At 45.5% G+C, this 25,792-nt stretch carries 16 protein-coding genes; 9 read left to right on the top strand and 7 right to left on the bottom strand.

The genetic code is table 11. The features are described 5' to 3' along the window. Positions 1 to 12 precede the first annotated feature (12 nt). On the bottom strand, positions 13 to 1,227 hold the full coding sequence (locus CWC22_RS21895; RefSeq protein WP_138539164.1) for a phosphopentomutase: 1,215 nt from the start codon (positions 1,225 to 1,227) through the stop codon (positions 13 to 15). Positions 1,228 to 1,543: 316 nt separating this feature from the next. On the opposite strand from CWC22_RS21895, the gene udk reads away from it, so the two are divergent. Together udk and CWC22_RS21905 are read left to right on the top strand one after the other, a co-directional pair. Next, positions 1,544 to 2,173, top strand: coding sequence for a uridine kinase (gene udk, locus CWC22_RS21900; RefSeq protein WP_049865267.1), 630 nt, complete (start codon positions 1,544 to 1,546; stop codon positions 2,171 to 2,173). A 17-nt stretch (positions 2,174 to 2,190) separates the two neighbouring features. Then, positions 2,191 to 3,414 (top strand): NupC/NupG family nucleoside CNT transporter, encoded by a 1,224-nt coding sequence (locus tag CWC22_RS21905; RefSeq protein ID WP_138539165.1) that lies wholly within the window; start codon positions 2,191 to 2,193, stop codon positions 3,412 to 3,414. A 320-nt stretch (positions 3,415 to 3,734) separates the two neighbouring features. On the opposite strand, the gene CWC22_RS21910 is transcribed toward CWC22_RS21905, so the two are convergent. The 4 genes from CWC22_RS21910 to CWC22_RS21925 all read right to left on the bottom strand — a co-directional run bounded on the left by CWC22_RS21910 (position 3,735) and on the right by CWC22_RS21925 (position 7,055). After that, the gene (locus CWC22_RS21910) at positions 3,735 to 4,640 is read right to left on the bottom strand and encodes a hypothetical protein (RefSeq protein WP_138539166.1); all 906 of its coding nucleotides are present in this window, start codon (positions 4,638 to 4,640) and stop codon (positions 3,735 to 3,737) included. Then, complete coding sequence (locus CWC22_RS21915) at positions 4,637 to 5,434, bottom strand: glycoside hydrolase family 25 protein (RefSeq protein WP_138539167.1); 798 nt, start codon at positions 5,432 to 5,434, stop codon at positions 4,637 to 4,639. Before CWC22_RS21915 ends, CWC22_RS21910 begins: the two co-directional genes overlap by 4 nt. Positions 5,435 to 5,581: 147 nt before the next feature. Beyond that, positions 5,582 to 5,833 carry a DUF2999 family protein gene (locus CWC22_RS21920; protein WP_049865270.1) on the bottom strand — a complete coding sequence of 84 codons (252 nt, stop codon included), beginning with the start codon at positions 5,831 to 5,833 and terminating at the stop codon, positions 5,582 to 5,584. A gap of 16 nt (positions 5,834 to 5,849) precedes the next feature. After that, complete coding sequence (locus CWC22_RS21925; protein ID WP_138539168.1) at positions 5,850 to 7,055, bottom strand: RsmB/NOP family class I SAM-dependent RNA methyltransferase; 1,206 nt, start codon at positions 7,053 to 7,055, stop codon at positions 5,850 to 5,852. A gap of 250 nt (positions 7,056 to 7,305) precedes the next feature. Between CWC22_RS21925 and CWC22_RS21930 the strand changes: the two genes are divergently transcribed. Further along, positions 7,306 to 7,518, top strand: coding sequence for a hypothetical protein (locus CWC22_RS21930; RefSeq protein WP_138539169.1), 213 nt, complete (start codon positions 7,306 to 7,308; stop codon positions 7,516 to 7,518). Between the two features lie 220 nt (positions 7,519 to 7,738). Next, on the top strand, positions 7,739 to 9,109 hold the full coding sequence (locus CWC22_RS21935) for a hypothetical protein (RefSeq protein ID WP_138539170.1): 1,371 nt from the start codon (positions 7,739 to 7,741) through the stop codon (positions 9,107 to 9,109). Between the two features lie 113 nt (positions 9,110 to 9,222). On the opposite strand, the gene CWC22_RS21940 is transcribed toward CWC22_RS21935, so the two are convergent. Next, positions 9,223 to 9,570, bottom strand: a complete 348-nt coding sequence (locus tag CWC22_RS21940) for a hypothetical protein (RefSeq protein ID WP_125557859.1) — start codon at positions 9,568 to 9,570, stop codon at positions 9,223 to 9,225. A gap of 277 nt (positions 9,571 to 9,847) precedes the next feature. On the opposite strand from CWC22_RS21940, the gene CWC22_RS21945 reads away from it, so the two are divergent. The 5 genes from CWC22_RS21945 to CWC22_RS21965 all read left to right on the top strand — a co-directional run bounded on the left by CWC22_RS21945 (position 9,848) and on the right by CWC22_RS21965 (position 24,855). Beyond that, positions 9,848 to 12,475, top strand: coding sequence for a TonB-dependent receptor domain-containing protein (locus CWC22_RS21945; RefSeq protein WP_138539171.1), 2,628 nt, complete (start codon positions 9,848 to 9,850; stop codon positions 12,473 to 12,475). A 143-nt stretch (positions 12,476 to 12,618) separates the two neighbouring features. Next, positions 12,619 to 13,488, top strand: a complete 870-nt coding sequence (locus CWC22_RS21950; protein ID WP_138539172.1) for a bile acid:sodium symporter family protein — start codon at positions 12,619 to 12,621, stop codon at positions 13,486 to 13,488. A 624-nt stretch (positions 13,489 to 14,112) separates the two neighbouring features. Continuing rightward, positions 14,113 to 14,592 (top strand): hypothetical protein, encoded by a 480-nt coding sequence (locus CWC22_RS21955; RefSeq protein WP_138539173.1) that lies wholly within the window; start codon positions 14,113 to 14,115, stop codon positions 14,590 to 14,592. A 79-nt stretch (positions 14,593 to 14,671) separates the two neighbouring features. Next, positions 14,672 to 15,043, top strand: a complete 372-nt coding sequence (locus CWC22_RS21960; protein ID WP_125557867.1) for a hypothetical protein — start codon at positions 14,672 to 14,674, stop codon at positions 15,041 to 15,043. An 89-nt stretch (positions 15,044 to 15,132) separates the two neighbouring features. Next, positions 15,133 to 24,855, top strand: coding sequence for a hypothetical protein (locus CWC22_RS21965; protein ID WP_138539174.1), 9,723 nt, complete (start codon positions 15,133 to 15,135; stop codon positions 24,853 to 24,855). Positions 24,856 to 25,346: 491 nt separating this feature from the next. Here CWC22_RS21965 and CWC22_RS21970 read toward each other — a convergent pair whose 3' ends face one another. After that, entirely contained in the window at positions 25,347 to 25,691 is a 345-nt protein-coding gene (locus tag CWC22_RS21970; protein WP_138539175.1) for a hypothetical protein, read from the bottom strand. Positions 25,692 to 25,792: the final 101 nt, after the last annotated feature.

Below are 25,792 nucleotides of genomic sequence, written 5' to 3' on the forward strand. Positions count from 1 at the left end.
GTTTCCTTTAATTCAAGCCTTAGCGAGTTGGGCTGCAAAGCCGTCACCATAATCACAAGCAGATAAGTTAAACCACTGAGCCAGCGTCTGACCCATATCTGCGAAGCTGTTTCTTTCACCTAACGGAGTATTGTTCATTCCATTACGATACGCCAATACTGGCACGTATTCGCGGGTGTGGTCTGTGCCCGGTGCGGTCGGATCACAGCCGTGGTCCGCTGTAATTAACAGCAGATCATCGTCTTTTAATTGGTTAATGATGTTCGGTAAATAAGCATCAAACTGCGCCAGCGCCTCAGCATAGCCCACCGCATTGCGGCGATGACCGAATTTTTCATCGAAATCCACCAGGTTAGTGAAAATCAAACTATGATCCGGAGCGCTTTGCATAACGTCACTGGTTTTTTCCAGCAAATTCATCAGGCCAGGCGCTTTATGCTTTTGTGTAATACCTTGATGCGCATAGATATCAGCGATTTTACCAATACTGATCACTTCACCACCGTCGTTCGCCAGTTTGTCTAATACTGTCGGTGAGGGCGGTAACACGGAGTAATCACGTCGATTACCAGTACGAATAAAGTCGGCACTAGAAGTGCCTATAAATGGCCGCGCAATCACTCGTCCTATATTCATTTCATCAAGTAGTGCCCGTGCGATTTCACATACTTGATAAAGCTTGTCAAGGCCAAATGATTGCTCATGTGCGGCTATTTGAAACACACTGTCAACTGAGGTGTAGCAAATTGGCATGCCAGTTTTGACGTGCTCTTCACCCAGTTGCTCTAAAATGGTTGTGCCTGATGCATAGCAGTTACCCAAAATTCCGGGAATATCTGCGCGCTTGCACAACTCATCAATAAATTCTTGTGGGAAACAAGGCTGTGTATTGGGGAAATAACCCCACTCAAACAACACAGGTACGCCTGCCATTTCCCAGTGCCCAGACGGCGTATCTTTACCGCTGGATAATTCTTTTGCATAACCCCATGCAGCTTGCGGTTCAATACGCTGTGCAACTTCACAGGTTTCTTTGCCTGCGGCTTCACATGCTGCAATAAGTCCAAGCTTACTTAAATTAGGCAAAGATAAGGCTTCACCTTTTTCTTGCTTATATGCTGCTAATAGATGAGCTAAGGTATTAGCACCAGCATCTCCAAACTTCTCGGCATCGGGTGCAGCCCCAATCCCTAAGCTGTCTGCCATTAATATGATTGCTCTTGCCATAATCTACCTCTCATCTATTTATTCTGACGCACAACGATTTTGTTTTTAGGTCGTGATTACTCGTCAGAGGGTGTTACTTTATTTGTAGCCCAAATTAACGTACAGGACATAAGTCCGCTGTCATAAAAGCATAACAAAAATCCATTTGTCCCCATATTAATTAAATTTCAACACTAATTGGACCAGCGGACATAAGTCCTGTTTTGTTATAACCAAAACAATTAAATTTGCTCCTTAAGCGAGGCAAAAGAGATTAATCGTGTCTTTTTTGCTATTGTGATCTTCCAACATTAGCAACTGCTGGGTGTGAACTTTAGTGACACGAACAATTATAGCCATCGCCGGCGCATCTGCGTCCGGTAAGTCTCTTTTTAGTCAAACTATTTATAACGAACTAGTAAACGAACTTGAGTCGGGTGCCATCGCCGTTATAGAAGAAGACGCCTATTATAAAGATCAATCGCATTTGCCGTTTGAACACAGAACTCAAACGAACTATGACCATCCGGATGCGTTTGAACATGCGTTAATGAAAGAGCACCTGACGCAACTGCGTCAAGGTAAGTCTGTACAAGTACCGACTTACGACTATGCTCAACATACACGCAGTAGTGAGACACGCACGGTAAACCCGGCAAAGATTTTAGTCGTTGAAGGGATCTTACTGTTAAGCGATCCAGCATTAATCGAAGAATTTGATATCAAGGTGTTTATTGATACACCGCTTGATATCTGTCTGCTGCGAAGAATGCAACGAGACATAGAAACTCGCGGTAGAAGTATCTCTTCGGTGGTTGAGCAATATCAGGCAACGGTAAGACCTATGTTTTACCAGTTTATTGAGCCTTCAAAGCACAATGCCGACTTGGTCGTTACCCGTGGCGGTATGAATCGCGTTGCGATTGATATTATTAAAAGTAAAATAAAATATTTACTGCAAGAATAATACGGGAACAATCTGGCATGACAACAATAATGAGCTTAGTCGGCATGTTAATGCTACTAGCCATCGCCTACGCAGCTTCCACCAAGCGTAGTGCCATTAATTATCGAACCGTGGGTATCGCATTTATCATGCAAATACTCATTGGTGGCTTCGTACTTTTCGTAGAAGCCGGTAAAAACGCGCTGGCGGCTATGTCGAGAGCGGTTTCATCCGTGATCGGCTATGCCAATGACGGGATCAGCTTCCTGTTTGGTCCTTTGGCCGGTGCGGACAACATAGGGTTTATTTTTGCGATCCAGGTACTTCCTGTGATCGTATTCTTCTCAGCCCTGGTCGGTGTGTTATATCACATCGGTATTATGGAGTGGATCATCAAAATCTTAGGGGGTGGTCTACAGAAGCTGCTCAAAACGTCCAGACCAGAGTCTTTGTCAGCAACGGCAAATATCTTCGTAGGACAAACTGAAGCACCTTTAATCGTAAAGCCTTTTATCCCTAAGATGACCCAGTCAGAACTGTTTGCCGTAATGGTAGGTGGTTTGGCGACAGTAGCAGGCTCTGTCATGGCAGGCTACGTTGCTATTGGGGTTGAATTAAAGTACCTGATTGCAGCCAGCTTTATGGCAGCACCAGGCGGTTTCCTGATGGCCAAGATGATTGTGCCGGAAACCGAAAAGCCAAAAGAAAACCTCGCAGAGGTTGATAGCGGCGACGACAAGCCGGTTAATGTAATAGACGCAGCAGCAGCTGGCGCGTCAAGCGGTATGCATCTGGCACTGAACGTTGGTGCAATGTTACTGGCTTTTGTGGCACTGATTGCACTATTAAACGGGTTACTTGGTGGTATTGGTGGGATGTTTGACCATCCAACACTGACGCTACAAGAGATTTTAGGCTATGTATTTGCTCCGGTTGCCTGGATGTTAGGCGTACCTTGGGCAGAAGCCACTCAGGCAGGCAGCTTTATCGGCCAGAAACTGGTTGTGAACGAGTTTGTTGCTTACCTGGACTTTATGAATTATCGCGACACGTTAAGTGAACACACACAAGCGATTGTCACATTCGCGTTATGTGGATTTGCTAACTTGTCATCGATAGCCATCTTACTAGGCGGATTAGGCGGTATGGCGCCGAGTCGAAGAAAGGATATCGCACGCTTAGGGCTCAGGGCGGTTTTAGCAGGGTCTATGGCTAACCTAATGAGCGCAGCAATTGCAGGGTTTTTCCTCTCGCTAGCTTAGAAACTTAATGAGATAAGCCTCAGTTGCAAAACAATTGGTTGGTTGCTTTAAGGGGTTAGAGTAACCAAACTAACTTGAACGATACTTCACCAAAGGGCCTTTATGGCCCTTTTATCGTTTCTATACGCTCATACCAATTTCACTTAATACCTGGTCTATTTGAAGGAGCAAATATGACGCTAACAGCGTTAAAAACTTCTCATTTAGAGCAACTAAATAGCAAAATTTTTGCCTCGCCTATAGGGATGTAGGTGCCTCAGCGATAGCAGGACGCGGGAGCGGTGTTATCGACTATATTTTCTCGCCTCAAAATAGAACACTTAATTAAGCAAATTGGTATCACTTCTTTTTGTTATCCGGTAAGTTTCCTGTGCATGCAGGTAAAGTCCCTTCACTATGCGAAAGAACCCCCAAACAAGCAATAACGGCATTAAGATCAAGTCAAACAGATTCACCGCCAGTGTACTCACTAAATAATGCGACAAAGCGTTCTGCTGATACCTGACATGCTTAGGTGATACTTTTTCCAGTTCATGAATGCTCGACTCCGCTTTGTCTTTTAATGACGCTTTATTCTGTCCATGTGTGACATCCTGATGATATTGCAACAACGCTGTACGACCCGTGGTTTTATAGCTGGCACTCACAGACTGACTAATGGCACCACTAATATGAATAGCATAAGGCAACATCAGATGTAGCAATACAAAAGCCAACAATAGTCCTTCACATATCCGTTTAAAAACAGCACATAGCACCACAGGCAAAGCAAATAACTCAGCGCATAACCAAACCATCGCGCCACATAGCGTGACAATCAGTAGCGGCATAGCAATGACATGTGCAGCCTCACTAAGCAACGACAGTATCTCTACAGCAACCAATGAGGCAAGGTTCAGATTAATGCCTTGCTGCAGGTAATGTGTCACTGTCGTAATCATGTTACCGACATCAACCTTAAACTCGGCAATAAATGACACGCCCACCTGGCTGCTTTCCACCACTTTGAGTAGCCCGTTAATCTCTGCCAGATAAAACAAATCGTCCAGGGCCTGCGCTTCAACATGATGCAGGTATGCCTGATTGCTCAGGTATACGGCATCCGGTTGATGCTGCCAGTCATGATAATGGATCACCGCAAGGGTAAAAAAAATAACCACCACCAGTAGTAGCAGAGCCCGCATCACCGTGTGCTCGTGTTGCCAAAGCTGTTTCGCAAAGTTCATGATTTTGCTCCCATACTTGTGCACTTCAAAGCATTTAGCCCCGGCTCTCCCGCTATCACCACATCCATATCAACCGAAGTGCGCACACCTGCAACTTGGGCAGAATCTGAATATTGCCATAACCACCAGGCATGTGCCTGCTGAGGGACATCGGGGCTGTCAGCATAATCAGCCAGCCAAAAAGGTTGGTTAGCGAACTGGGCCGATAAGTTCTCTTGCCAAAAATCGCCATAACTATACAAAATGGTTTCACACCCTGTTCGCTGCTTCACGGCTTCCATAAACTGCGCAACCCCATTGCTGATCTGTTGCGGTGTACGATTACTGGTGATCTCCACATCCAGCATGGGCATCAGTGTCAATTCCAGCCCCTGTAGGGTTGCCATAAAGTTATCGACCTGCTTAGTGGGGTCATCGTCCGATTCAAAGAAGTGATATGCCCCCACTTGCAAGCCCGCTGACTTTGCCCCTCTAAAATGAGCATAGAATTGTGGGTCTCGATAGGTCATGCCATCGGTGGCCTTGATATAAACGAACTGCACACCTGCTTGCGAAACTTTCTGCCAATCAACAGTGCCCTGATAGTGTGACACATCAATCCCCAATACAGCCTTGGCATTAGGATCACTGAGATACGACTTAAGGTTTTTCGGAAAAAGTACCTCATTCGACGCACTACTCTGCTGTACAGGCGGCATGAATTCGGGTCGAAAGAAAAAAAACAAACAGGCGATGGCCATAAACAGCACAAAGACCATAGGGGAATCGTGTTCGAGTGTTTTGCTGGAGAGCATTCAGTGTCCTTCTCTAAAATAAGTGCTACCAAGCGAATAGTATCTAGTTTAGTCAAAGGAAGTGAGTTTGTCTGATAGGTAGTTTAAATAAGCGAGGAAACAAATGGCCGGTCCGAATCCCCGGCCAACGAGTATAAGTGATGTGATTTACTGTTTAAGCTGCGCTTTTGCCTGCTCGACTTTATCGTAGTCAAGACCCAACTCCTGAACCGCTTCTTTAATCAGTCCCGGGTTCTGCATCACTAAAGCCATCAGCTGCTGTAGTTTTTCAGCTGGAATATTAAGCTGCTGAACAACGGCCATAGCCATCAGCGGATTTTCAGTCAGCGCCTGAAATACCTCATTTATTTTTTCATCACTGATGTTGTGCTCTTTGAGTAAAGCAATAATGGGATTCATATGTTTTTGTCCTATTTTAATCTTGTGGTAGTTCGTTACGGCGCAATACGGCGCCATAAAATCCGTCAAACTCTGAATTTATCCCCGGCAGCAAACTTAGTTCCTGTTGTAGAGTCCAGTCAGGGTTTGCGTCTAAAAACTGTGCGACCTGTTGCTGATTTTCAACCGGAAGTACAGAGCAGGTTGCATACACCAGTTTGCCACCCGGACGGCACATCTGGCTATATCGTTGTAGCAGGTCGGCCTGAAGCGCAATCAGATCGTCAATGCTTTGCTCGCTAAGGTGCCATTTGCTATCTGGGTTACGGCGTAACACACCGGTCCCGGAGCATGGCACATCAAGTAAAACCCGATCAAACTTATCTTTGAGGCGTTTGATGGTTTTATTGTTTTTAATCGCCCTCGTCTCAATCATATGGCAGCCGGCACGCTTTGCCCGCTTTTTAAGCGTATCCAGCTTATGCTGATGGATGTCCATCGACAACAGACGGCCTTTATTCTTCATTAAGGCTGCAAGATGTAAGCTTTTACCGCCAGCCCCCGCACACGCATCAACCACTTTCATGCCTGGCGAAACATCCAGTAACGGCGCAATTTGCTGAGAGCCTGCATCTTGCATTTCACACTCACCTGCCTGGAATGCGCTGGATTTAAATAGCTTATCTACCGCCTGAATGACCAACGCATCAGGTAGCGTAGCAGAAACGTGCTCACAGGAGATCTGTTCCCGCTCCAATTTACTAGCCAAGGCGTCTGTCGAAGTTTTTAAGGTATTGGCTCTAATATAATAACCCGGAGCGCGATTTAACGCTTCAGCAACCTCTGGCCATTGCTCGCCAAGCTGAGAGCTCCCCAAAGCATTCAGCCAGTCTGGATAGCTAAGCTGAATCGCTTGTGGCGCTGTGTTCAGTCGAGTTAATAGCTCAGCCTTTGAAAAGTCTCGCATTTCTGGCCAATCGGGGACCGGCTTATCAGTGAGTAACTGAAAAGCCTGCCAAACAGGCCAAAAATCTTGCTCGCTGGCATTACTAATATAGGCTAACTTGCGAATAAAGCGCACGAGGTCATACAGAGTTGTAACAAAATACGCTTTGTCTTCACGACGCCAGTGGGGATTGTCGTATAAGTGGTGCTGTATGACTTTGTCAGCATATAAAGATTGTTGGAATATTCCGTTAAATGCGGTGTGTAAAGTACTGATAAGTTGACGATCAACGGTCACGCGGTGTTCTCTGCCTGCAAATATTGAATATGAATTGTAGCGCTTTTAAGCGGCTCAAACCACTGATGGATGCAGTGTCAGCGCTTCAATGTGAGCGGGCTGTTGCCAGACCCAGTCAAAGAGCAGAAAAAATCAAAAAGCCAACAAATTAATCATATTGACGACACCAGCTCTAGATACCAGGTTAAATGTACCCACAACAGGAAAATCTTTGGGGGGTACGAGTTAAATCAATAACTAAAGAAATGTTATGAAACGACAAGTAAGAGAGTCGAATCTGAAATCTCTATCTCAACCCCAGCAACTTAACCAGGCTCAGACACCCAATGTGGCCGGTGGCCAGATTGAACCAAACAGCAACTATCGAACTTATCGTAACTGCCCTCCTCCGGGTGATTCGATGGCTTGTGCCCCTGCACAGGAGATGATTTGTGTGATCACAGGTCCCTGCAGCGACTTCTAATCCCACAAATAGTTTAAACTAACAAAGGCAGCGCTTATCTGCAGTCTGCCTTGATGCAACTATCGCCCCCACAGACTTGCCCGCAGGTATCAAAAAACAAATCTATCAGTTTTGAATACAAATCAAGCATGCTGTCCACAAGACAAGTACATGCGAAGTTTGTTAGAATGAAATTGATATTAAAATGTCAAAAAACAAGAGTTTATAAATTGGAGATAAGATGAAGTATAAAGGACTTTTTATCGCTGTCAGTGCAGCACTAACACTCGCGGCGTGTGGCGGCTCATCAAACGATAACTCGGTTGCAAGCAAAGAACAACAAACAAAACCCATTATTACCTCAACACCAACGCCAGACAAGCCAGCCCCTGTATTTTCAGTGACAGCAACACTGGGTAGCGCATGCAGTAACGCGACCACACCGACAGTTGCAGAAGTGATTTTTCATAATGTCAGTGGCAAGGTCATCTCTAGCGCAAAAACAGGCGTAGATGGCAAACTCGCGCAGACTCTGCCAGAAAATACACATCATGTTTCGCTAATCGCTAAAAGCACGAATAACGAACCGATGGCAACTCAGTTATTTACATTGCTGGATGTTGCTAACACTGATTATGGCATCATTGAATTTGACCGACAGCAAACCTGTGACTTCCCCAGAAAAGAAGTTGATCTCAGTGCACTTTCTGCCAGTCAACCTGATTACTATATCAGCGGGCTGCTAGGCGACGAAATGGCCTTACATGACGCGCTACCTGGCAGCACATATATTGATGCTGAAAGTAAAAATACGATCCTACATATTAGTAACGAAGACTACAGTGATGTTCGTGGTGGTCTGTTCAACCTGGAAGGCTCAGATCCACTCGAGTTAACGGATGAAGCATTTGATAGCCCAGGTGTGAGAGTTAATGTCGTCGACTTACCTTTATCACAAATAGACAGTGTGAACTCTCGTGTACTCCTGGCGTCATTCGACGATAGTGAGCAACTCAGCACGCAATTTCTAGTTGGTCCTAATTATCGTCATAAATATATTTTTCCTGAACTTGCAACCACCAGCTATGCATACAACTCTATTTCCGAGCGCGCAGCTTTACCTGGCTTCGATATGTTTACCAGTTCTGCCACCGTGCATAGCATTTCTGATGACGGTCAACCCAGCGAAACTGATCCGCTGCTTTATGACGCGGCTTTACAAAATGCCTTTATGCAGTTTGCACAGTCTATGGCCCAGCAGAGCAATGGCAACCTATTCGAGTATGACTTCTCCGATGTTGATGATCGCATCAACCTGGTCGCCATCACATTGCGCTGGGACGATACCATCAATGGCGAAGTTAAATGGGAAATTCTCAGTAAACCCCAGGCAACTATCCCCACCTTTGAGTTTGGTACAAGCCTAAATATGGCTGTCGACACTGTTGAAGGCTTTGAACTAAACTTGGATGTGGCAGCAATGAATTTCACTGGAGAATTTGACGCCCTAAGACTGGAGTTTCAAAAGGGAGCGGCTGGAAATATGTATACCGATACTTCACTCTTAAAAGGGGCAGCTGTTTATAGTTTTGAAATTGAAGCGTCTGAGTAATATCTATATAGCTGAGTACAGTGATTTCTATTAACTTTCAGCACCAATAACATACTAGATATAGAAACGGCCTGTTCAGAAACAGGCCGTTTTTACTTTAGTTGTAAAACACACTAATCAAAAACATAGAAAAAGTTTGCAGCATTTATTTTTTGAGCATTCTCGGGACCACACACAACAGGATCATGTAAATACACTTTCATTCTTTTTCCAGATGCATATGCCATCAGCAAAGTGCTGTAAAATTTGTCAGGATCGGTTGCATCACTTGTCAAAAAGAATAGTTTTTTCTTATCTCCACATTGGCTAACGTTAGCTTCAGTGGTGAAAAAAGTTGAATTAGAGCCATATTGGCCCACCGATGTGATTCTGGTTGCTACAGTCCAACCCTCAGCGAATGCGAAGGCATTAAAAAGCAAAAGACTAATTCCAAAGGCAAATTTGAAACTTGCTAATTTCATTCTCTTATTTCCCCTATATTTTAAAATGAAACAAAGCATTTTGAGTAAAAAAACACTCTAAAAAATACGTTATGAAAAACAGATTGTACCTTTATTGATTATATCATAATCAACTTTTAGGAAAAGCCTGTTCATCACTCGGACATATTTATTTACTTTCATTACTGTATTGCTTTTAATTTAACCTACAGAATAGGCAAGCCCTGCGACAATTTGCCACATTTCAAACTCACTTAAGTTCATTATACTCGCGGCAATTTCTCCAAGAGTCATCGTTATGTTTTCATATTCTAAAATTTCCGTTGCGCTGATGGGTTTGAGTCTCTCGTATTTTGCTTCTGCGCAGCAAACTGTTCATATAGAACGCTTTGAAGTCACAGGTTCTAAAATTCAAAACATTGAACTGGAGTCGGCAAGCCCCATCACTACCTTAACGGCCGAAGATCTGTCTATAACGGGCCTGTCTAACCTTGAAGAGGTACTGCAAGGCTTGAATATATCGGCAGGGTCTGCTGGCAATGCTACCAATGCGTACTGGACCAACAACGGGTATGCAACAGCGCAAATTAACCTGCGTGGTATGGGGATCAAGCGCACCCTGGTTTTACTCAATGGTAAACGCATTGTCGCAGGAGGAACTGGCGCCAATGACAGCCCGGACCTTAATATGATCCCAATGGAAAGTGTCGAGCGCATTGACATTTTAAAAGATGGGGCATCAGCAATTTATGGTGCCGATGCCGTTGCGGGCGTTGTCAATATCATAACTAAAACCGACTTTGAAGGCGCAATACTCTTAGCCAAAATTGGCCAAAGTAGCAAAAAAGATACCGAAAATGCAGAACTGAATTTTTCCGCAGGTAGTCAGTTCAACAAAGGCCATGCTACCATCAATGTAAATTACGTCGACAACGGAAATGCGCTTCAATCCAGGCGTAATCCCTGCCCGTTAACTGAAGCAGACGGAAAACTGGTCTGTATTTCATCAGGTTCAACCATAGGTGGACGGGCACTGTTAGCCGATGGTCAGGAAGTACAGTTTAATCAGGTTGCCGGACAAAATGGCGACCATTACGCAACCTATGATAATAGTAAACATGGGTACAACTGGTTTGGAGCGCTCAACGCATACAGCCCTATGCAGCGCCTTAACCTGGCAACGTTTGTCTCCTATGAACTTACCGCGGCGGTTCAGCTTAATGCTTCTGTGCTTTACGCCAACCGCCAGTCGGATCAAATCGTTACCCCCAGAAGTTTTCAACCAGTTGATGTATCCTCGCAATTTGTCTTCAACCCCACCGGGCAAGACCTTACTTTAAAGCGTCGACGAAATACCGAAGTGCTCGATCCTAAGTTTTATCAGGAAACAAACACGACCCAAACAACCTTTGCTTTGTCAGGCGAATTGTCAAATAACTGGTTGTGGCAAGCCAGTTACAATTGGGGGAAAAACACGGGCACAGATGGCTGGAGCCATGACTTTGACGACGCCCGAGTAGCCCAAACACTCAATGCACAGGTCTGTAGCTCGAAACTGAATGCGGTCATCCCCTGCGGAGATTACTTTGGGGTTGATGAACTTACCCCAGAAGTCATCAACTACGTAACCTATCAGCGCCAAGGTACAGGCGGCAATCGACTTCAGTCACTTAATTTTGAATTAACTGGTGATATTACGGAACTGCAAACGGGCACTCTGGCATTTGCGACCGGCTTAACGATACGCAAAGAAAATGGCTGGCGTCATCCTGATCCCATCGCAATAAGCAATGGTGAAGAGGATGCGATTGCAGGCGGCTCCGAAGTGAAAGAATCATTTTTGGAGATTTCAGTCCCACTGCTAAACGACTTACCCTATGCGCAGTCAGTAAAAACGGACATGGCACTACGTTATTCCGATTACCAATATTTTAATGCAGAAACCACCTATAAACTCGGCTTAACCTGGCGTGTAAACCAACATTGGCTACTAAGAAGTGTGCGCTCCAGCGCTTTCAGAACTCCAACCATTACCGAACAATTTGGCGGCACCAATGTTGAAAACCTCATCACGATAGACCCCTGTGAAGGTGCAACGGGTCAGATATTGGTTCACTGTACAGCTGAAGGTATACCCAATGATTTTGTGCAGGACGGCTCAACCATCAGAACAGGGGTTGGCGGTAACCCTGGCGTTGGGCCGGAAACAGCCAATACCATCACGTTAGGGGTCGTATTTCAAAATGCACTGGTGTCAGCTTCTTTAGACTACTTCGATATTAAAGTCGATAACGCCATCAATGCTGTTTCTGGTTCGAACATGTTGCGCCTTTGCTACAGCGACCCGACAACCTACAGCGCCTATTGTGACAGCTTTTCAAGAGACCCTATTACACATCAAATCACAGCGCTTGAAAAACGCCCGATGAATGCAGCGAGTGAACACGTATCCGGGATAGATTTGAACATTCGTATCGACTCTGCACATCAGGCGTTTGACTTCCGATTTGTCTGGGATACCACCCGCCTACTGAAACATGACAATACCGCTTTTGCCGGCGCAGAAACAGAAGTGTTACTGGGTAAAATCACCTCAGACAGAGGCAGCTTTAGCAAATGGAAATCGAATCTCACAGCCCAATTCGACATAAAAAAGTGGCAAGGCACATATCGCATTCATTATATCGGCAAAGCAGAAGATGAAAATGGTGGCGGGCCTATTGGCGCTGAGGTACCCAGCATTATTTATCATCATGCTCAAATCGGTTACTCGGTGTCTGAGACACTTTCTGTATCTTTGGGTATAGATAACCTCTTTGACAAACGCCCCCCCTTTTTAACGTCATGGAACGATGCCAACACCGATGTGTTTACCTATGACACGGTCGGACGGCGCGGCTACCTCAAAGTCAATTATCAATTTTAGCCTTGTTTGGGTGACAAGCCGATCCTTGTCACCCAGCCATGTCGTCATATGCCCTTCACATCCTACCTGTACAAATTACCTGTAACGGCATATCACATCCGTTGTTAAAATTAAGCTGAACCAGGCAAAACAAGGACAAAAACATGCCATCTGCTTTAATTGAAATAGGCTTACCCATTGCGCTAATCCTGATCATGGCTGGCGTCGGCCTGAGTCTGACACGTGCTGATTTTCAACGCGTCTACCATCAACCTAAGAGCTTTTTCATCGGAGCAAGCTGTCAGCTTATTTTACTCCCTGCGCTTGCTGTTACGACCATTGCATTGACCGGGTTAAGTGGCGAACTGGCCATAGGTTTATTTATTTTGGCTCTGTGCCCCGGTGGCACAACGTCCAACCTTTACACTTATTTAGCAAAAGGGGATGTTGGCCTGTCGGTGTCTTTAACCGCGGTTGTTGGCTTTATAACCCCTTTTACTCTCCCCTTTCTGGCCGCCTGGGCAATCGGCTATTACGGGCAAAACAACACCTTACTTGAGTTTCCGGTACTCAAGGCCTGGTTACAACTCATTGTGGTTGGAGTTATCCCCGTATTAGCAGGAATGGCCATCAATGCCAAATGGCCTGAATTTGCAAAAAAAGCCAGTCCGTATATCAGTCGTTTCTCTGTTGCAGTATTACTGCTGGTGATAATCAGTATCTGTATAAAGCTTGAAGACAAGCTCGTCGATTATCTAATTCTGGCAGGGCCTGCGGTGATCGTACTTAACCTCGTTTCTATGCTGGCAGGGTTTCTGGTAGCCCGCACGTTCTTGCATCAAGTCACGCAAACCCGCACCATCACACTGGAAGTCGGATTGCAAAATGGTACGCTCGCTCTGTTAGTGACCACAGGCTTATTAGGCAATGAAGTGATGTCTATTGCACCAAGCATATACAGCTTGTTTATGTTTATCAGTGCAGGTTTATTTACTGCATGGGCAATTAAACAACATAAGCAGGTTCATCATTGATAGCAAATTGAGTGGATGACACTGACTGCCCGCAGTTGTTAGTAACTGAGTATACAGGACAAAACCAGAAACCTAATTGGCAAATATTCTGAAGGATACACAGAACCAGTTGCCGCCTAAACATAACAGGACGTCGATACCTAAGCGGGCTATATGACGGTGGATCAATCCGGCTAGCCGCAAGCTGTGCGATAAACAACATCGTGCAGAGTTCCTTCAGTTACAACTCTCAACTAAAGATTGAAAAACGGGATAACAAAACCTCACAGATACTGCTACTTCATGCAGCAAGGTCGTCAACCTTTAGCACTTTAATTATTCAGTTAATTTAAGGTGACCAATGTGCTCGCAGTTCTCAACTTAGGCGTGCCCAGCGCCAAGTTGAGATCCAGTATATTACTTGAAGAGCTAAGCATACTTAGCGACAAGAAGGGATTTAGACGACGCATACCAACCGGCACCCCATGCCTTGCTTCTCGCCTTACTTCGCCAGACAGCGAGTCAAATCAAATAATGGGCGTAATGCCCATGTAATATTAATTCTTCTCATTTTCATCCAAGCTCTGCTCATGTTTTACACCCGTATTCCTGCAATATCGAGGAGATTTAAACAGCGAATGTAATATGGCCAAGGCGAATATCATTAATGCAAGCCCAAACCTGCTCTCGGTTAACTTGAATTCGGCACTTGAAAACCATGTGATTAAGGCCGGTGACTCGCTTGCAGATGACAGGGAAAGCCAAACTACGGTTTTTACTTTTTACGCTTGGTCAGCACAAGTTTCCAGTCATTTAAACAGAGACGTATTTGCGGCAAACGGTAATGACAATACTTTGTTGATATTTTCAACCGCGTTCGAGAGTTATCAAGCATACCGCATTGTCTCGAATGTATCTGTCAACTTGGAGATTTGTGTCTACGTGTATGGCGACTGGGTTGTTGGAACTGACCAGTTTGGCAGCACCAAAGATATCTTAGTTGAAAGGCTTTCTCAAACCGAAGCGACTAAGTTACTTGCTGCTTTACCCTCTCATATTCTCAACAACAAACGGCCACGGCTTTTGATACCTGGCAGTGAACCGACCAGCTTCATTAGCTATTGAAATGAGTATATTAATCAATCGGCAATTATCGATTGCAAGCAACCACGGTCTCAGACCATTTAATATAAAGGACATAAACATGGCTACAGCAAGCTTTATCAACTCAACAACCAATACCATTCAAGTACGCTTAAACGATGGTGAATTATACACCCTGGAACCCTTTAGTGTTATCACCAGTGATGCTGGTCAACCTTCAGTTATAAAATCCCAGGCGCACCCTTACCCGATAAAAGCCCGGGACGACAGAGATGTCTTTGGCGCTGATAATCGTAACAATACTTTGGTTGTTACCTCTGATGCCGCGGCCTCATCGAGCCGCTACACCATTACCACCAACAATACTCGCTTACTCAACTTGAATCAGTATTACTTTATTTTTCAAGATCAAGTGACTGGAGAAGACCAAACCGGTTCTACAGACGGTATTCATATCAGTCGTGTTAATTAATACCTGATTTAATCTCGATTTCAGTCAGAGAAAATTTGGACCTACCAAACGGCAGTTTTTTAACTGCCTATTTTTATTAAGGACCCCCCATGGCCAAGCGTACTTTTGTAAGCCCTAGTGAAGAAATTCTTGATCTTGATATTCCCCTGGAAACCGATAACCGTCGTAGCTTGGATAACGAACATGCTGGCCATGAATTTGTTTTGCAGCAATCCCATCCAGATCAGCAAACCGCTCTCTATCTCTTCAACCCGCTTGGTCAGCAAAAGGGGCACCTGTATTTTTATTATTTTGGCCACGGCAGCACTGCACCATTAGCTGAGTTTTCTTTGGCAGACAGTGAAGATATATCTGGTTGCTACGTATTTAGTAATGACCTGGTTGCGCCTGACCAACTCCTGACCGAGCTGGATAATAGTGACGACATAATTACAACGGGCCTGGGAACCTCGAGACTTGCCTGGCGATTGGCGTTCGATTGTGACGAGCCTGATGAAAGATATAAAACGCTGCAAACAACTAATGTCGGGGCAGTCTTTGAAGATACTTTTTTTGCGGTAGATGCCGGTGGCATAGAAGCCGGTCTGAGCAATCGCTGGGGGTTACTGCTTACCCGACGTGCAACGTTAACACTTGACGCGAAGATGCAGCAATTTGTCATCAACAACCCCAAAGAAGGCCAGAAAATTGCGGTACAACTACAACAGCAGGAACAACAGATAGACATTGGCAGCAAGCCGGAACTCATCAATATTCCACTTAGCGGTGACCGTTGTGGTGCAATGGTGTTTGACTGGCAATGGAGCCACTATCAACTCAATCAATATTTTAGCGGCGAATTAAAAATGTTCTTCGGACATGACGCTGACATGGCGAGCACCATCAATTACCCGCTTTTTACCCCGGCTGAACAGCAGGCTTTGACCAAGAATAATCTTAATTTTAAAGTGTTTTTTCAGCAACTGGCCCCCTTAGATGGGCGAAGAACCCGAATGGTATTGCAACCGGATGCCACTGAGCAGGTCGATATATCATCCTGTTACTTTAACAATACAGCAAACTCTGCTGTTCCCCTGAAGCCGTTAATAAGCACTGAACTTGAAGCTGCGGCCGGATTTGCCTGGGCCAGAAACAGTCTGACTGATAACACCCCTTATTATTTATGCCCAGTAGGCCACTACGAAGTCGGCTCGAACGACGATGCGCTTTCAAACTCGTCTATCGCGTTACGCTGTGGCGTGTCTGCCAACGAATTTTTTCTATTGAGTAAAGGCGATATACTAGCGTTTGAAGTTGGCCTACCTGCTTTTGTCAACATCGATAAAAGACAAAATCCGGAAGGGGCAGTGCCAGATGACTCATTGAGTTCGAGCTGGCTGCAAGTCATTCCTGCGGCAAAAGAAGCCGTTGGAAAACTCGGTAGCAGCTATTGTATTCAGGCTGCCAGCGCTACTTATTTTGTTTCAGTCAACGACAAACCTGGGGAGCAAAGTGACCGATTTCCCATTGCGGTAGGTGCCAGCCTGGTGCAGTTTCATCCGCAAAACAACCCATTCGTGCCTATGCTGCCGTACGGTGGCGTCTTTTTTCAAGATAACAAACACGGGATAGCGTCTCCCAATGCCAATCTTTCTGCTGGCCAACTAGCTGCATTTGAAAATCTTGTCGTGGCACCTTGCCGGCGTCGTCAATTATCGAGTTATTTTAACCAGAGCTATGGTCCTGTATTTTTTGATATCAATCTCGGTCAACCGTTTGATGGTGGCTATATGCACACCCCACTGGGATTACTGGCCAAGTTAAATGAGGTAAGCGACACGCTTCCTCCGGCTGGCACCATTAATCAGATAACCCTGGCCACCAGCCCACAAAACCCAGATCAACAGCTTGCCTTTACAGCAAACACCAATGGCGTAGTCAACCCGCTGTTTGCTAATGCCATGTTGAACGATAATTTGTTTTTGGTCGCAACCGATGCCAGCGCATTGGCTCCAATGCAGAACAAAATTCAGTTAGGAGATTTCACTTTCGATATTAAACCTGGCAATGGCGAAGAGGAATCCATAGTCATCTTCAAGTTTATGCCAGACGTCAGCTTAGCCGAACTAATAAACCATCCCGACAGGTGGACCAGCTTGGTCGGTGACCAAGATTTAACCCAGGTACAGAGCCGCTTGCAAGAGTATCTGGCGGTGGCAAAAAATGGCGAAGACCTGTTTGCCGATTTTCGACAAATGGCGGAGGACCCCAATTGGAACGGCGTACTCTTTTTTAACGTTCCACTGGATTACCAGTCGTTGCCGTTAGACATTCAGATTTTATTGGGAGGTATACAAGGGCAATTACGCGCCCATCATTTTGGAATAACCACCAATCGAATCGATAGTGTGGGTAGTCGGCTCGATTACAGCTCACTGTTCAGTGTGATCCATTATCAACACGAACTGGAAGCACCCAGTTGCTTTCCTGATTTTCAGGTGTTGCTATTTAATGTTCGCTATGCAAACAGCAAACTTGTGGTTTTCGATTCCCGGATTGGCTTCTCTATTGATCAGTTGCTCGAGTGCCCGGTTGATTTGGCTGTAGCAACAGAGCAGGATAATAAAACATCCGGTAGCATAGTGATCGATGGTGTCTACACGCTCACTGAAGATGGCACAGGAACCTTACTTTTTGCCACCAAGGAACCGCGCAGTTTTAAATACAATAGTCATGGCCAATGTTTCACTCCCTTAATAGCCCAATCGATCACCAACGCACAATTAGTGCCTGTTAGCAGACAAGAGCCTGATGAGGATGGCACTGTGCTGGCCTACTCGACTTTTCGTATAGATGGTGTGCTGGCCTTTGACGACGACATTGGTGGCGACTTATTTTCCTATGGAGAATTTGATGATGCCAACGAGCCAGACTTGCCAACAGCAGGCCTTTGCATATCTGGCTATGGCTTCAATATAACGACAGAGATCAGGTCTGATAACAGTGCTGATATCGAAGGGCCGATAACCACAGATTTATCCGGACTGATGGTCGACCAGGGACTCAGCTATTCAAGAAAGCTGAGTTTTGATGCCACTTTCCCATGCTTGATTGACTCCTTAAGCCATCAGCCTGGAGGCCTAGAAAAGAGCTTACCTGGAGTATGGGAAATCACAGTCGGTGATGAAGATTTTTCCGGCAACGCAGTTTTCTCCATCAATTTTAGCGTTCCTTTGGGGTCACTTGGCATGTTGCTGTCTGATAAGACAGAGCTCAGTGCGAATATATCAATAGGTTGGGATCCAAAAGCAAGCTCGAAAAATGAGGGGGTCGGCTTAGTGCTGAGTTTGCCGTCAACCCTTAATGGCGCAGGTGGATTCGAACTGGAAGGGGTGATCAATACCAGTTTTGAGCGAGTTCAACTCAACCAGGTGGCTTTACCAGACAGTTCTATTTACGCCTTGTTGTTTGTACACTTTCAAGGCCAACTACTGAACCTGATGTTTAACTATTCCAACAAGCCCAAAGATCTCGGCTTATTTGGCGCCCCTGGCTCACCGGGCTCAGGAAATCCAATTCTGTATCAGGGTAAGTCCATTGATAGCAATTGGAGTGGACCCACGCTGGCTCTTAGCCTTGATGGTGTACCCAGCACATTCGTTGGGCGCTCATTTGATATCGTCACCGACCCCACCAACCCTAATGTGATTTCAGAGACATTTGAGCGGTTGAATCCATATACCAGTAAAACCGTTGAACAATTTATTCAGCAACAGGCAGCCAAAGACCCTTTCTACAGTTCCAGTGCCGGTGTACTGGCAGGCCTTCAGTTCGAATTTAAAAGCTTAGGTATGACGGTGTTGCTCCATGACGATTCGTTTTATGGCGCACAAGTCAAAATCGATACCAGTAAAAGTAAGCCTGTACCACCTGCTGGTGGTGAGTTAACGTCACTAATGATGAAAGGCCCAAAACCAGGTGACAAGCCAGGCAAGGGCTTTCTCTCAATCATCGATAACTTTGAATTTACCATCATATATCGCAAAGTTAATGATCAACTGGGGGTGTGGTCAGCCGACATTTATGTCGATTTGAAAGATCTCAAACTGGGGATTTTTAAGCTGAGCCTGCCCAACTTTAGTATTGCCATATGGACGAATGGCGATTGGCGTTTTGCTATTGGTTGGCCATTTGAAGGGGAAGATGCGCATCCCTTTTCTGTGGCATTTAAAGCCGGTCCGTATCCCCTGATAGCCAAAGCGGGTTTCTATCTGGCCAAGCTCAGTAGTGCCGCTGCCCCAGACCAGTTTGGCGACCACTTTGATTTGATCTGGTCGTTTGGTGCAGGGCTTGCAGGTGGCTTGGAAGAAAAATATAAAGTCGGGCCATTGTCAGCCACTGCAAGCCTGATCCAAAGTCTTACTGTGCAAGGGTTTTTAGCCTCCTACAACGGTACTTTAACAGAAGACGGCGTGGACTATTGGTGGTGGGCAATAAGCCAGTCTTTAACCGGTAAGCTGTCAGGTAAAGTTGACTTTGTAGTGATTGCAGCTTCGGTCTCTATCAGCCTTTCTTTTAACATCGCTTTTGCCATAGAAACCAAACACAGTACGCCGTTATTGATTAACGTTAAGGTCAAGGCCCAGGCTTCATTGAAAGTAATCTTTGTCAAGCTAAGCTTTTCATTTGAAACTAGGCTGGATCTGTTTAATTTTACCTTCGGCTCAGGACCTGCAGCAAGTTTAGACAACCCAACCCCTAATAATGTACTAGGAGAAAGAGACAATACGGCATTGATTGACAAGTATGCGCTGGCACCTGGTGCGCAGCAGGCAAACTTTGTTGAATCCGGGCCAGGGTTTATCTACACCCCCGCCGATCCCGTGGACTTGCCTGTTGATTTTTCCTTGCTGACAACTTCCGTCAGCGACGACAACATCACTTGGAAACCCCAAGGGGTCGCTATCCTAACCATGGTCAGCGATGGGCCTGAATCACCATTTGGTTTAATGTGCATTAGTTTGGCAAAGTGGCTGATTGGTCATTATGGCGGTGATGGCAATTTTGCTACACAGCTGGACAACACCCTTGTAAAACTTCAGCAAGGTGCATTCTCCAAAGACTTGGAATCGGCGTTGTCGGCCCTGTTCAGATTCAATATCGGTTCAGCCCAGTTCACAGAGGACACAGCCACCGTCGTGATGGCTGCCCACCCAGATTTGATACTGCATTACAATACTGACGATTCGCAGTTGTATAAGGGGTCAAATCAGTTTGGTGCCAAGCAGATGCAACCGGATTACCTCGATGTCATCAGACGCTATTTCGACCAGCAAGGGCGGGCAGAAAACAGTGGGACGTGCACGGCCGGTCTGTCGATGTGCCAAATGGTGTTTAATAACTACTTTATGATGCTGGCACAACAACTCATCGCAATGCTAAAACAAAGCGAGCAAAAGACTCTTGACGCTGCGATTAAGAAATTAAGTATGGGCGACCTGTCTGGGTTTGTTTCCCGCTTTATGATGGCCGGTGTCAGATTACCGATTGGCGACAACAACGAGCAATTGAAGTCTCTATACGCGCTTACTGGTCAACAATTTACACTGCATAAATCCGGTAATCGTTGGCTATTGGATGCAACCCTGAGTAAAGCTGATGATGCACCTTCATACTTATCTGTAAATAAGGACACCAGGGCGTCACTGGACCCTGATATGGTCCACGAAAAAGGACCGGATGATACTCCATGGCTGCTGAAACCTCTGCAACCATTGTCGCCAGCCAACCTTACTTTGGCTTTCAATCAACTGAATAACTGGCGTTTAAGCGATAACAGCGAAAAAGTGATTGGCAGCTTTTCGGCAGGGCTGATGCAATCGATCGCTCAGGCGAAAAACAAGCTACAAGATGGAGATGCACCATGGCTCAGACTGTCTCAACATGGACCGCAAGATGGCGAGACCGCACATGCCGACTTGAATGGTGCTGGCTCAGATTGGCAGGCCAGTGCAGCCTTGGCAATTACAGTTGAACTGGCGGCAATACCCGATCCTAACAGCCCGGACGATAGTATTATAAGCAACATTTTCTCTTTATTGGGTTGCGATGAAGCTCATAGAGCCTTGCTACAAAAATTACTCGAAGCAATCGCATCGGAAGAGGCCGCTGTTGATGAAATTCAGCTATTAAGTAGCAGTGGCCAGGGACAATGGCAATCTACAACCTCGCCGTCAGTATTAGTTCGTACAGATTTATCCACCAATAATATGCCAAGTGGGCAAAATGGGGCAGATGTCACCGATAGCGATGGACCTATCAACTGTATCAATTATTCTAAACCCGCAGAGAGTGTGCAGCAGAAAATTGACTTCCTGCAATTGGTATGGGAGGTTTCAACAACCAATAGTAAAGGATTCTATTTACAGCTCGAAGGCTTAGACAAAAGTCTGTTCAAACAAGGTAACGCGGAACTGATCTTGCTGGTTCAACTTACCCAACAGGACAGTATAATTCGCACCGTGCCATGGCAAAATGCCTTGATTGGTAGCCCACCAGAAAAAGACAATGGTATTTTCGCTACTCTGGCCTCAGATAGCTTAGGAACGCCTATTAAGCAATATAATGCAGCTTATCCAGGTGGCGACGTTGGCTGGCAGGTCGAATGGGATAATGCGCCAATCGAAGCCGATGCCATTAGCAGCGACTATCTTAAAGGACTTTACCAGATACTTAGCTATCGAGTTACTGCTATTAACGGCCAACCGAAAAAGTACAATTGGAGCCGTGGACAAACGCCACAGGATGTTAGTGACACCAAACCCAAATGGCTATACCAACAGAACTTTGCCAGCGGTGATTTGAGCACGCCAGACGGGCGTTACGCTGCTATTGGCGATGTACTAACCATTGAGATCTCCAGTGAGGATGTATTTGGCAACAGCCTGCCCGATAGCTTCAATCGTAAAACGGACTTAGTTGTACAATACAATGACACCATTCTTGGCATCGGTGACTGGGTTGGGGTGACCACCAGTTACAAAGTAGTTGATAACAGCGGCAATAAACTACGTTTCGAGTTTGTCCTGGATAGCAACATTATCCTGGATGACCTGGGACAAGTAAACGAACCTCAAAGACTCAATATACTGCAACACTATCAATTAATAGCATCTCAATTAGCTGACAAAAACATGAACACAGGGGTAAGCACCAGTGAGGTGCTAAACCGAGGGCTGATATACAAAACCAGCAAGGGAGATGAAGTACAGGCTAACCTTTTGACATTTATCGAAAAAGTGATTGTATGGCTTACTAATGCTAACCCAGATGCGCCTTTTTCCCCTGTCAGTATCGAGCTGCCCTTAGATAAAAACTACCCACAGACATGGAAAAATGACTTACAGCGGCTTCAGGTGAGTATTGAGTTTTATCGTCGTAATGTGGAGGATGAAATTGCCAGCTTAGTGCCCAATGTGCGCCGGGTGATATCCGCGATACAGCCGGTAGAGCAAAAAGCAGTTATTCCGAACAATAATGATGATGACAAAACCAACTCCCCTAGTGGCCTGACGACTTTTGCGATTGCTTTTGAAAAAGCCTACTATCAATTTGACGATGCTGAGGGAACGGTTAAAGTTGCTACCGGTATGGATAGCCAGATTGGCCACCAGTCATTTGGCAAGCGCAGCATTTGGCTGCAACGTTGGAGTGAACTACGCGGTACTTCAGTAGAGATCCTCAATGACGAGCAGCATCAACCGGTTTATTATGCCCCGCCGCCATTGAGTACTCGGTTAATTTCTCGCAAAGTGGATAACCTGAGGCATTACAGCACAGACGGCCAATGGCAGGATACGACGCAGATATTCAACGGAGTCGATATGGATACCTGGGGCGCGGAGTTTCTCAATGCTGTCGAAACTGTATTCAGCCCAATGATATCAACCGGTACAGCCCGAGCGTCGACACATGACAATGAGCTATACAACCCCTTCGTCAACAACAAAGAAAGTCTCGCTGAAACCATAGGCGACAGCATCGAGTATATCTACAACCTCGCCAAAGGCAGTGGGGATATCAATTCTGCGCAACAAACTTGGCGTCAGGCGCTGTTACAATCACTTAGCAAGGACTATGGTTTCTCTGCGCTGATGCAATTGCAAGCCAATGTCAAACTCAATGGCGAGTTGGAGCCTGATGGAGACAAGGCATATCCGCCACGATTATATGGGACTTTACAGAGCCAGTCAGCATCGCAACAAAGTGAGTTGCCTTTTTCGCTGACTCCGGCAACATTGTCATTGGTGGATGGTAAAGGATGGCTAAATTCACTGATCTCAGCCAAAGATCCCGCACGGCAAAACGCAGTGAATACCAGTTTGAATTATCAGATAAGTCAACTTGAGCATTTAAGGGATAGTAGGGCATCCAAGTGTGGCTATGTGCCTTCCAGCTGGTTGACCTATGTGCTTCAGCAGAATCCTAAAAACTTATCCGACGAGCATCAAAATACATTGACCAAACCTATTGGTGATGTGCGTCTTCCTATACCGCTGCGGACCTACCCTCCTTTGCCAGTATTGCGCAAAGTCAGTGCTGTACAGCGTAAAACCATTAATACAATCGGTGATGCATTAAGCTGGAATCTCAGTGTAAGCATGGCGCGTCCGGTTGCCAGTCAGGATACTTTAAACTTAATGCTGCACTTTAACCTGTCGCTCAACGATTTAAGTGAAAAGCCTTTGCTAATGAGCAGCCAAAATGCAGCTGCCTCTCGTCCGGCACCTGAAGATCTGTTTGAGGCTCTCGCTAGGTTCGAGTTTGAATATCCGCAACTGGCAGCAAATATCAATGCTATCGGTCGAGAGGATTCAGAGCAAAATCGTGATGCAGTTACACAGTTTAGCGAATTGGTCACAGGGGTCGCAAACACTTGGCCTAGCTGGCACGCTCCAGAGCAACCAAATAGCGAAGCAACCAAACTGGCCGAGCAAGATGACACCCAGTCATGGCATTATGCTATTGATCAACTTGAAGGTGGGGACTTGCTGTTGGCATTTATTGGCGAGCAAAGTCAGGAGATCCCACCCTGGCCACAGATCACCGGCTATCGGCAAATGCCTCATGAAGCGGATAATCGCAGCATGACTTATATTGCCGAGCAAGATGAATTGCCTGTTGATTTAGAGTTGAACTGGACCAATTTCTATATTCTTGATTTCCAAAGTGTTCGCCCCAGCGCTTATACCGAACGAAATCGCAACCTGGCGCCATCACCCGAGACGACGAATCCTGCATTTGTCTATCATACTCAGACCGTATACTGGCCAAACCCAGTAGTGCCTTTGATTAACGTGGGACAAAATGTTGAACTGCCAAATGCAGACAATTTGCAAGCTGGGGTTGAGCAGCTATTGCAACAACTTAAGACGCCCCCTCCAGGGAGTATTACCAATGGTTCCAGGCCAGCACTCAGGTATGAAAGTGCGATCAACTATCGCTATCAAGTGATGGCTCACCAAGCTGACCCCAGTGTCACGCCGGGCTTATCGAGCGAAGCATCAACATTCAACACAGATCTTCCGGTGTTCTTGTTTGAACAGGTTGTCAGCAACGACACGGTTTCAGATGCAGCAGAAGTAGTTACCCAGAACCTGGCTAACTGGCAAGCTGCATCAGGAGCACAGGCGCCCAACAGTATGATAGTTTTCACACCAACTATATTTGCCACCACAATTGTCAGTACCAAAGAAAGGCTGCCTTTAGTGCAACTGAACGCCGTTGCGTTACCGGTTGGTAAGACACCAAACTGGTGGGAACCACAGAATTAAACTTTCGCCTAGATAACCGGCCAGGCCCTAATTGTAACGGGCAGTCGGTTTATCTGGCGGCTAGTGTAATTTTAGGGTTTGCTCCTTAATCGAGATGATTCGGGTGTAACTCCCCCCTAAACTCACAAGCCAACTGTGGCTATGCTTTAAATGGTTAGGTCGGTGTCTCAGCAAAGTACAGGTTTGCATGCTCGGAACTCATTTAGGATGCAGAATAATCAACCAGCCCAATAAATATCAGATCAACATATTTACAGAGTACTGCGCCAAACATCGGGAATGGCAAAACAGACAAAAGAACGAGATAGCTTACATCAGCTATCTCGCAGGCCCATTCAGCCTTACATCGCAAGAGCGTCCATATGTTTATACCGAAATACTAGCCAGCTCAAAATCAACGAATCACAGCTAAGGGCGCTATTATTACGCCCTGAAGCAGTGGTTTAAATTAGTGGACACAGGTTATTTAACCACCTTTGGAAAACTGAAGTTTAAAAAGGTATTGAACCAATCGCAATGCCTTTCAAATCCTGAGAATTACTCCAGTATTTGCAACTGTCCTTTATACCTTTTATATGAACAGTCTCCCCTGTTGCATAAGCCATCATCGCAACACTGACCATTTCCTTGAAGTTTGCAGCTGTGCTGTCAATAGCAAAACGTTTAGTACTTGCACAGGCTGCCATGTGGTTAGTATCATTAATTTTGACAAATAAAATACTTTTGCCATCATGATGATAAACAGCTGCGCCAGTGAGCTTTTTCCCCGTAAAATCAGAGGCTACTAAGTTACTTGAAAATAAAACCCCAAGTAATACTACGATAATTTTTCCCATTTTTTCACCCTCGTTTTTTATTATAAAAATTATTAATGTTATTTAAATCGTCACTCTTTTAAAAGGAAACACATTTACAGCGAACTAGACTAAGTATCGGG

It is taken from the genome of Pseudoalteromonas rubra (assembly GCF_005886805.2).
Lineage (GTDB): Bacteria > Pseudomonadota > Gammaproteobacteria > Enterobacterales > Alteromonadaceae > Pseudoalteromonas > Pseudoalteromonas rubra_D.

Excerpts from the sequence above, each read along its gene's own strand:
- CWC22_RS21950 (WP_138539172.1), top strand. The coding sequence starts at position 12,619 with ATGCCATCTGCTTTAATTGAAATAGGCTTACCCATTGCGCTAATCCTG.
- CWC22_RS21930 (WP_138539169.1), top strand. The coding sequence starts at position 7,306 with ATGAAACGACAAGTAAGAGAGTCGAATCTGAAATCTCTATCTCAACCC.
- CWC22_RS21895 (WP_138539164.1), bottom strand. The coding sequence starts at position 1,227 with ATGGCAAGAGCAATCATATTAATGGCAGACAGCTTAGGGATTGGGGCT.
- CWC22_RS21915 (WP_138539167.1), bottom strand. The coding sequence starts at position 5,434 with ATGCTCTCCAGCAAAACACTCGAACACGATTCCCCTATGGTCTTTGTG.
- CWC22_RS21920 (WP_049865270.1), bottom strand. The coding sequence starts at position 5,833 with ATGAATCCCATTATTGCTTTACTCAAAGAGCACAACATCAGTGATGAA.
- CWC22_RS21970 (WP_138539175.1), bottom strand. The coding sequence starts at position 25,691 with ATGGGAAAAATTATCGTAGTATTACTTGGGGTTTTATTTTCAAGTAAC.
- CWC22_RS21910 (WP_138539166.1), bottom strand. The coding sequence starts at position 4,640 with ATGAACTTTGCGAAACAGCTTTGGCAACACGAGCACACGGTGATGCGG.
- CWC22_RS21965 (WP_138539174.1), top strand. The coding sequence starts at position 15,133 with ATGGCCAAGCGTACTTTTGTAAGCCCTAGTGAAGAAATTCTTGATCTT.
- CWC22_RS21945 (WP_138539171.1), top strand. The coding sequence starts at position 9,848 with ATGTTTTCATATTCTAAAATTTCCGTTGCGCTGATGGGTTTGAGTCTC.
- CWC22_RS21935 (WP_138539170.1), top strand. The coding sequence starts at position 7,739 with ATGAAGTATAAAGGACTTTTTATCGCTGTCAGTGCAGCACTAACACTC.
- CWC22_RS21940 (WP_125557859.1), bottom strand. The coding sequence starts at position 9,570 with ATGAAATTAGCAAGTTTCAAATTTGCCTTTGGAATTAGTCTTTTGCTT.
- CWC22_RS21905 (WP_138539165.1), top strand. The coding sequence starts at position 2,191 with ATGACAACAATAATGAGCTTAGTCGGCATGTTAATGCTACTAGCCATC.
- CWC22_RS21955 (WP_138539173.1), top strand. The coding sequence starts at position 14,113 with ATGGCCAAGGCGAATATCATTAATGCAAGCCCAAACCTGCTCTCGGTT.
- CWC22_RS21960 (WP_125557867.1), top strand. The coding sequence starts at position 14,672 with ATGGCTACAGCAAGCTTTATCAACTCAACAACCAATACCATTCAAGTA.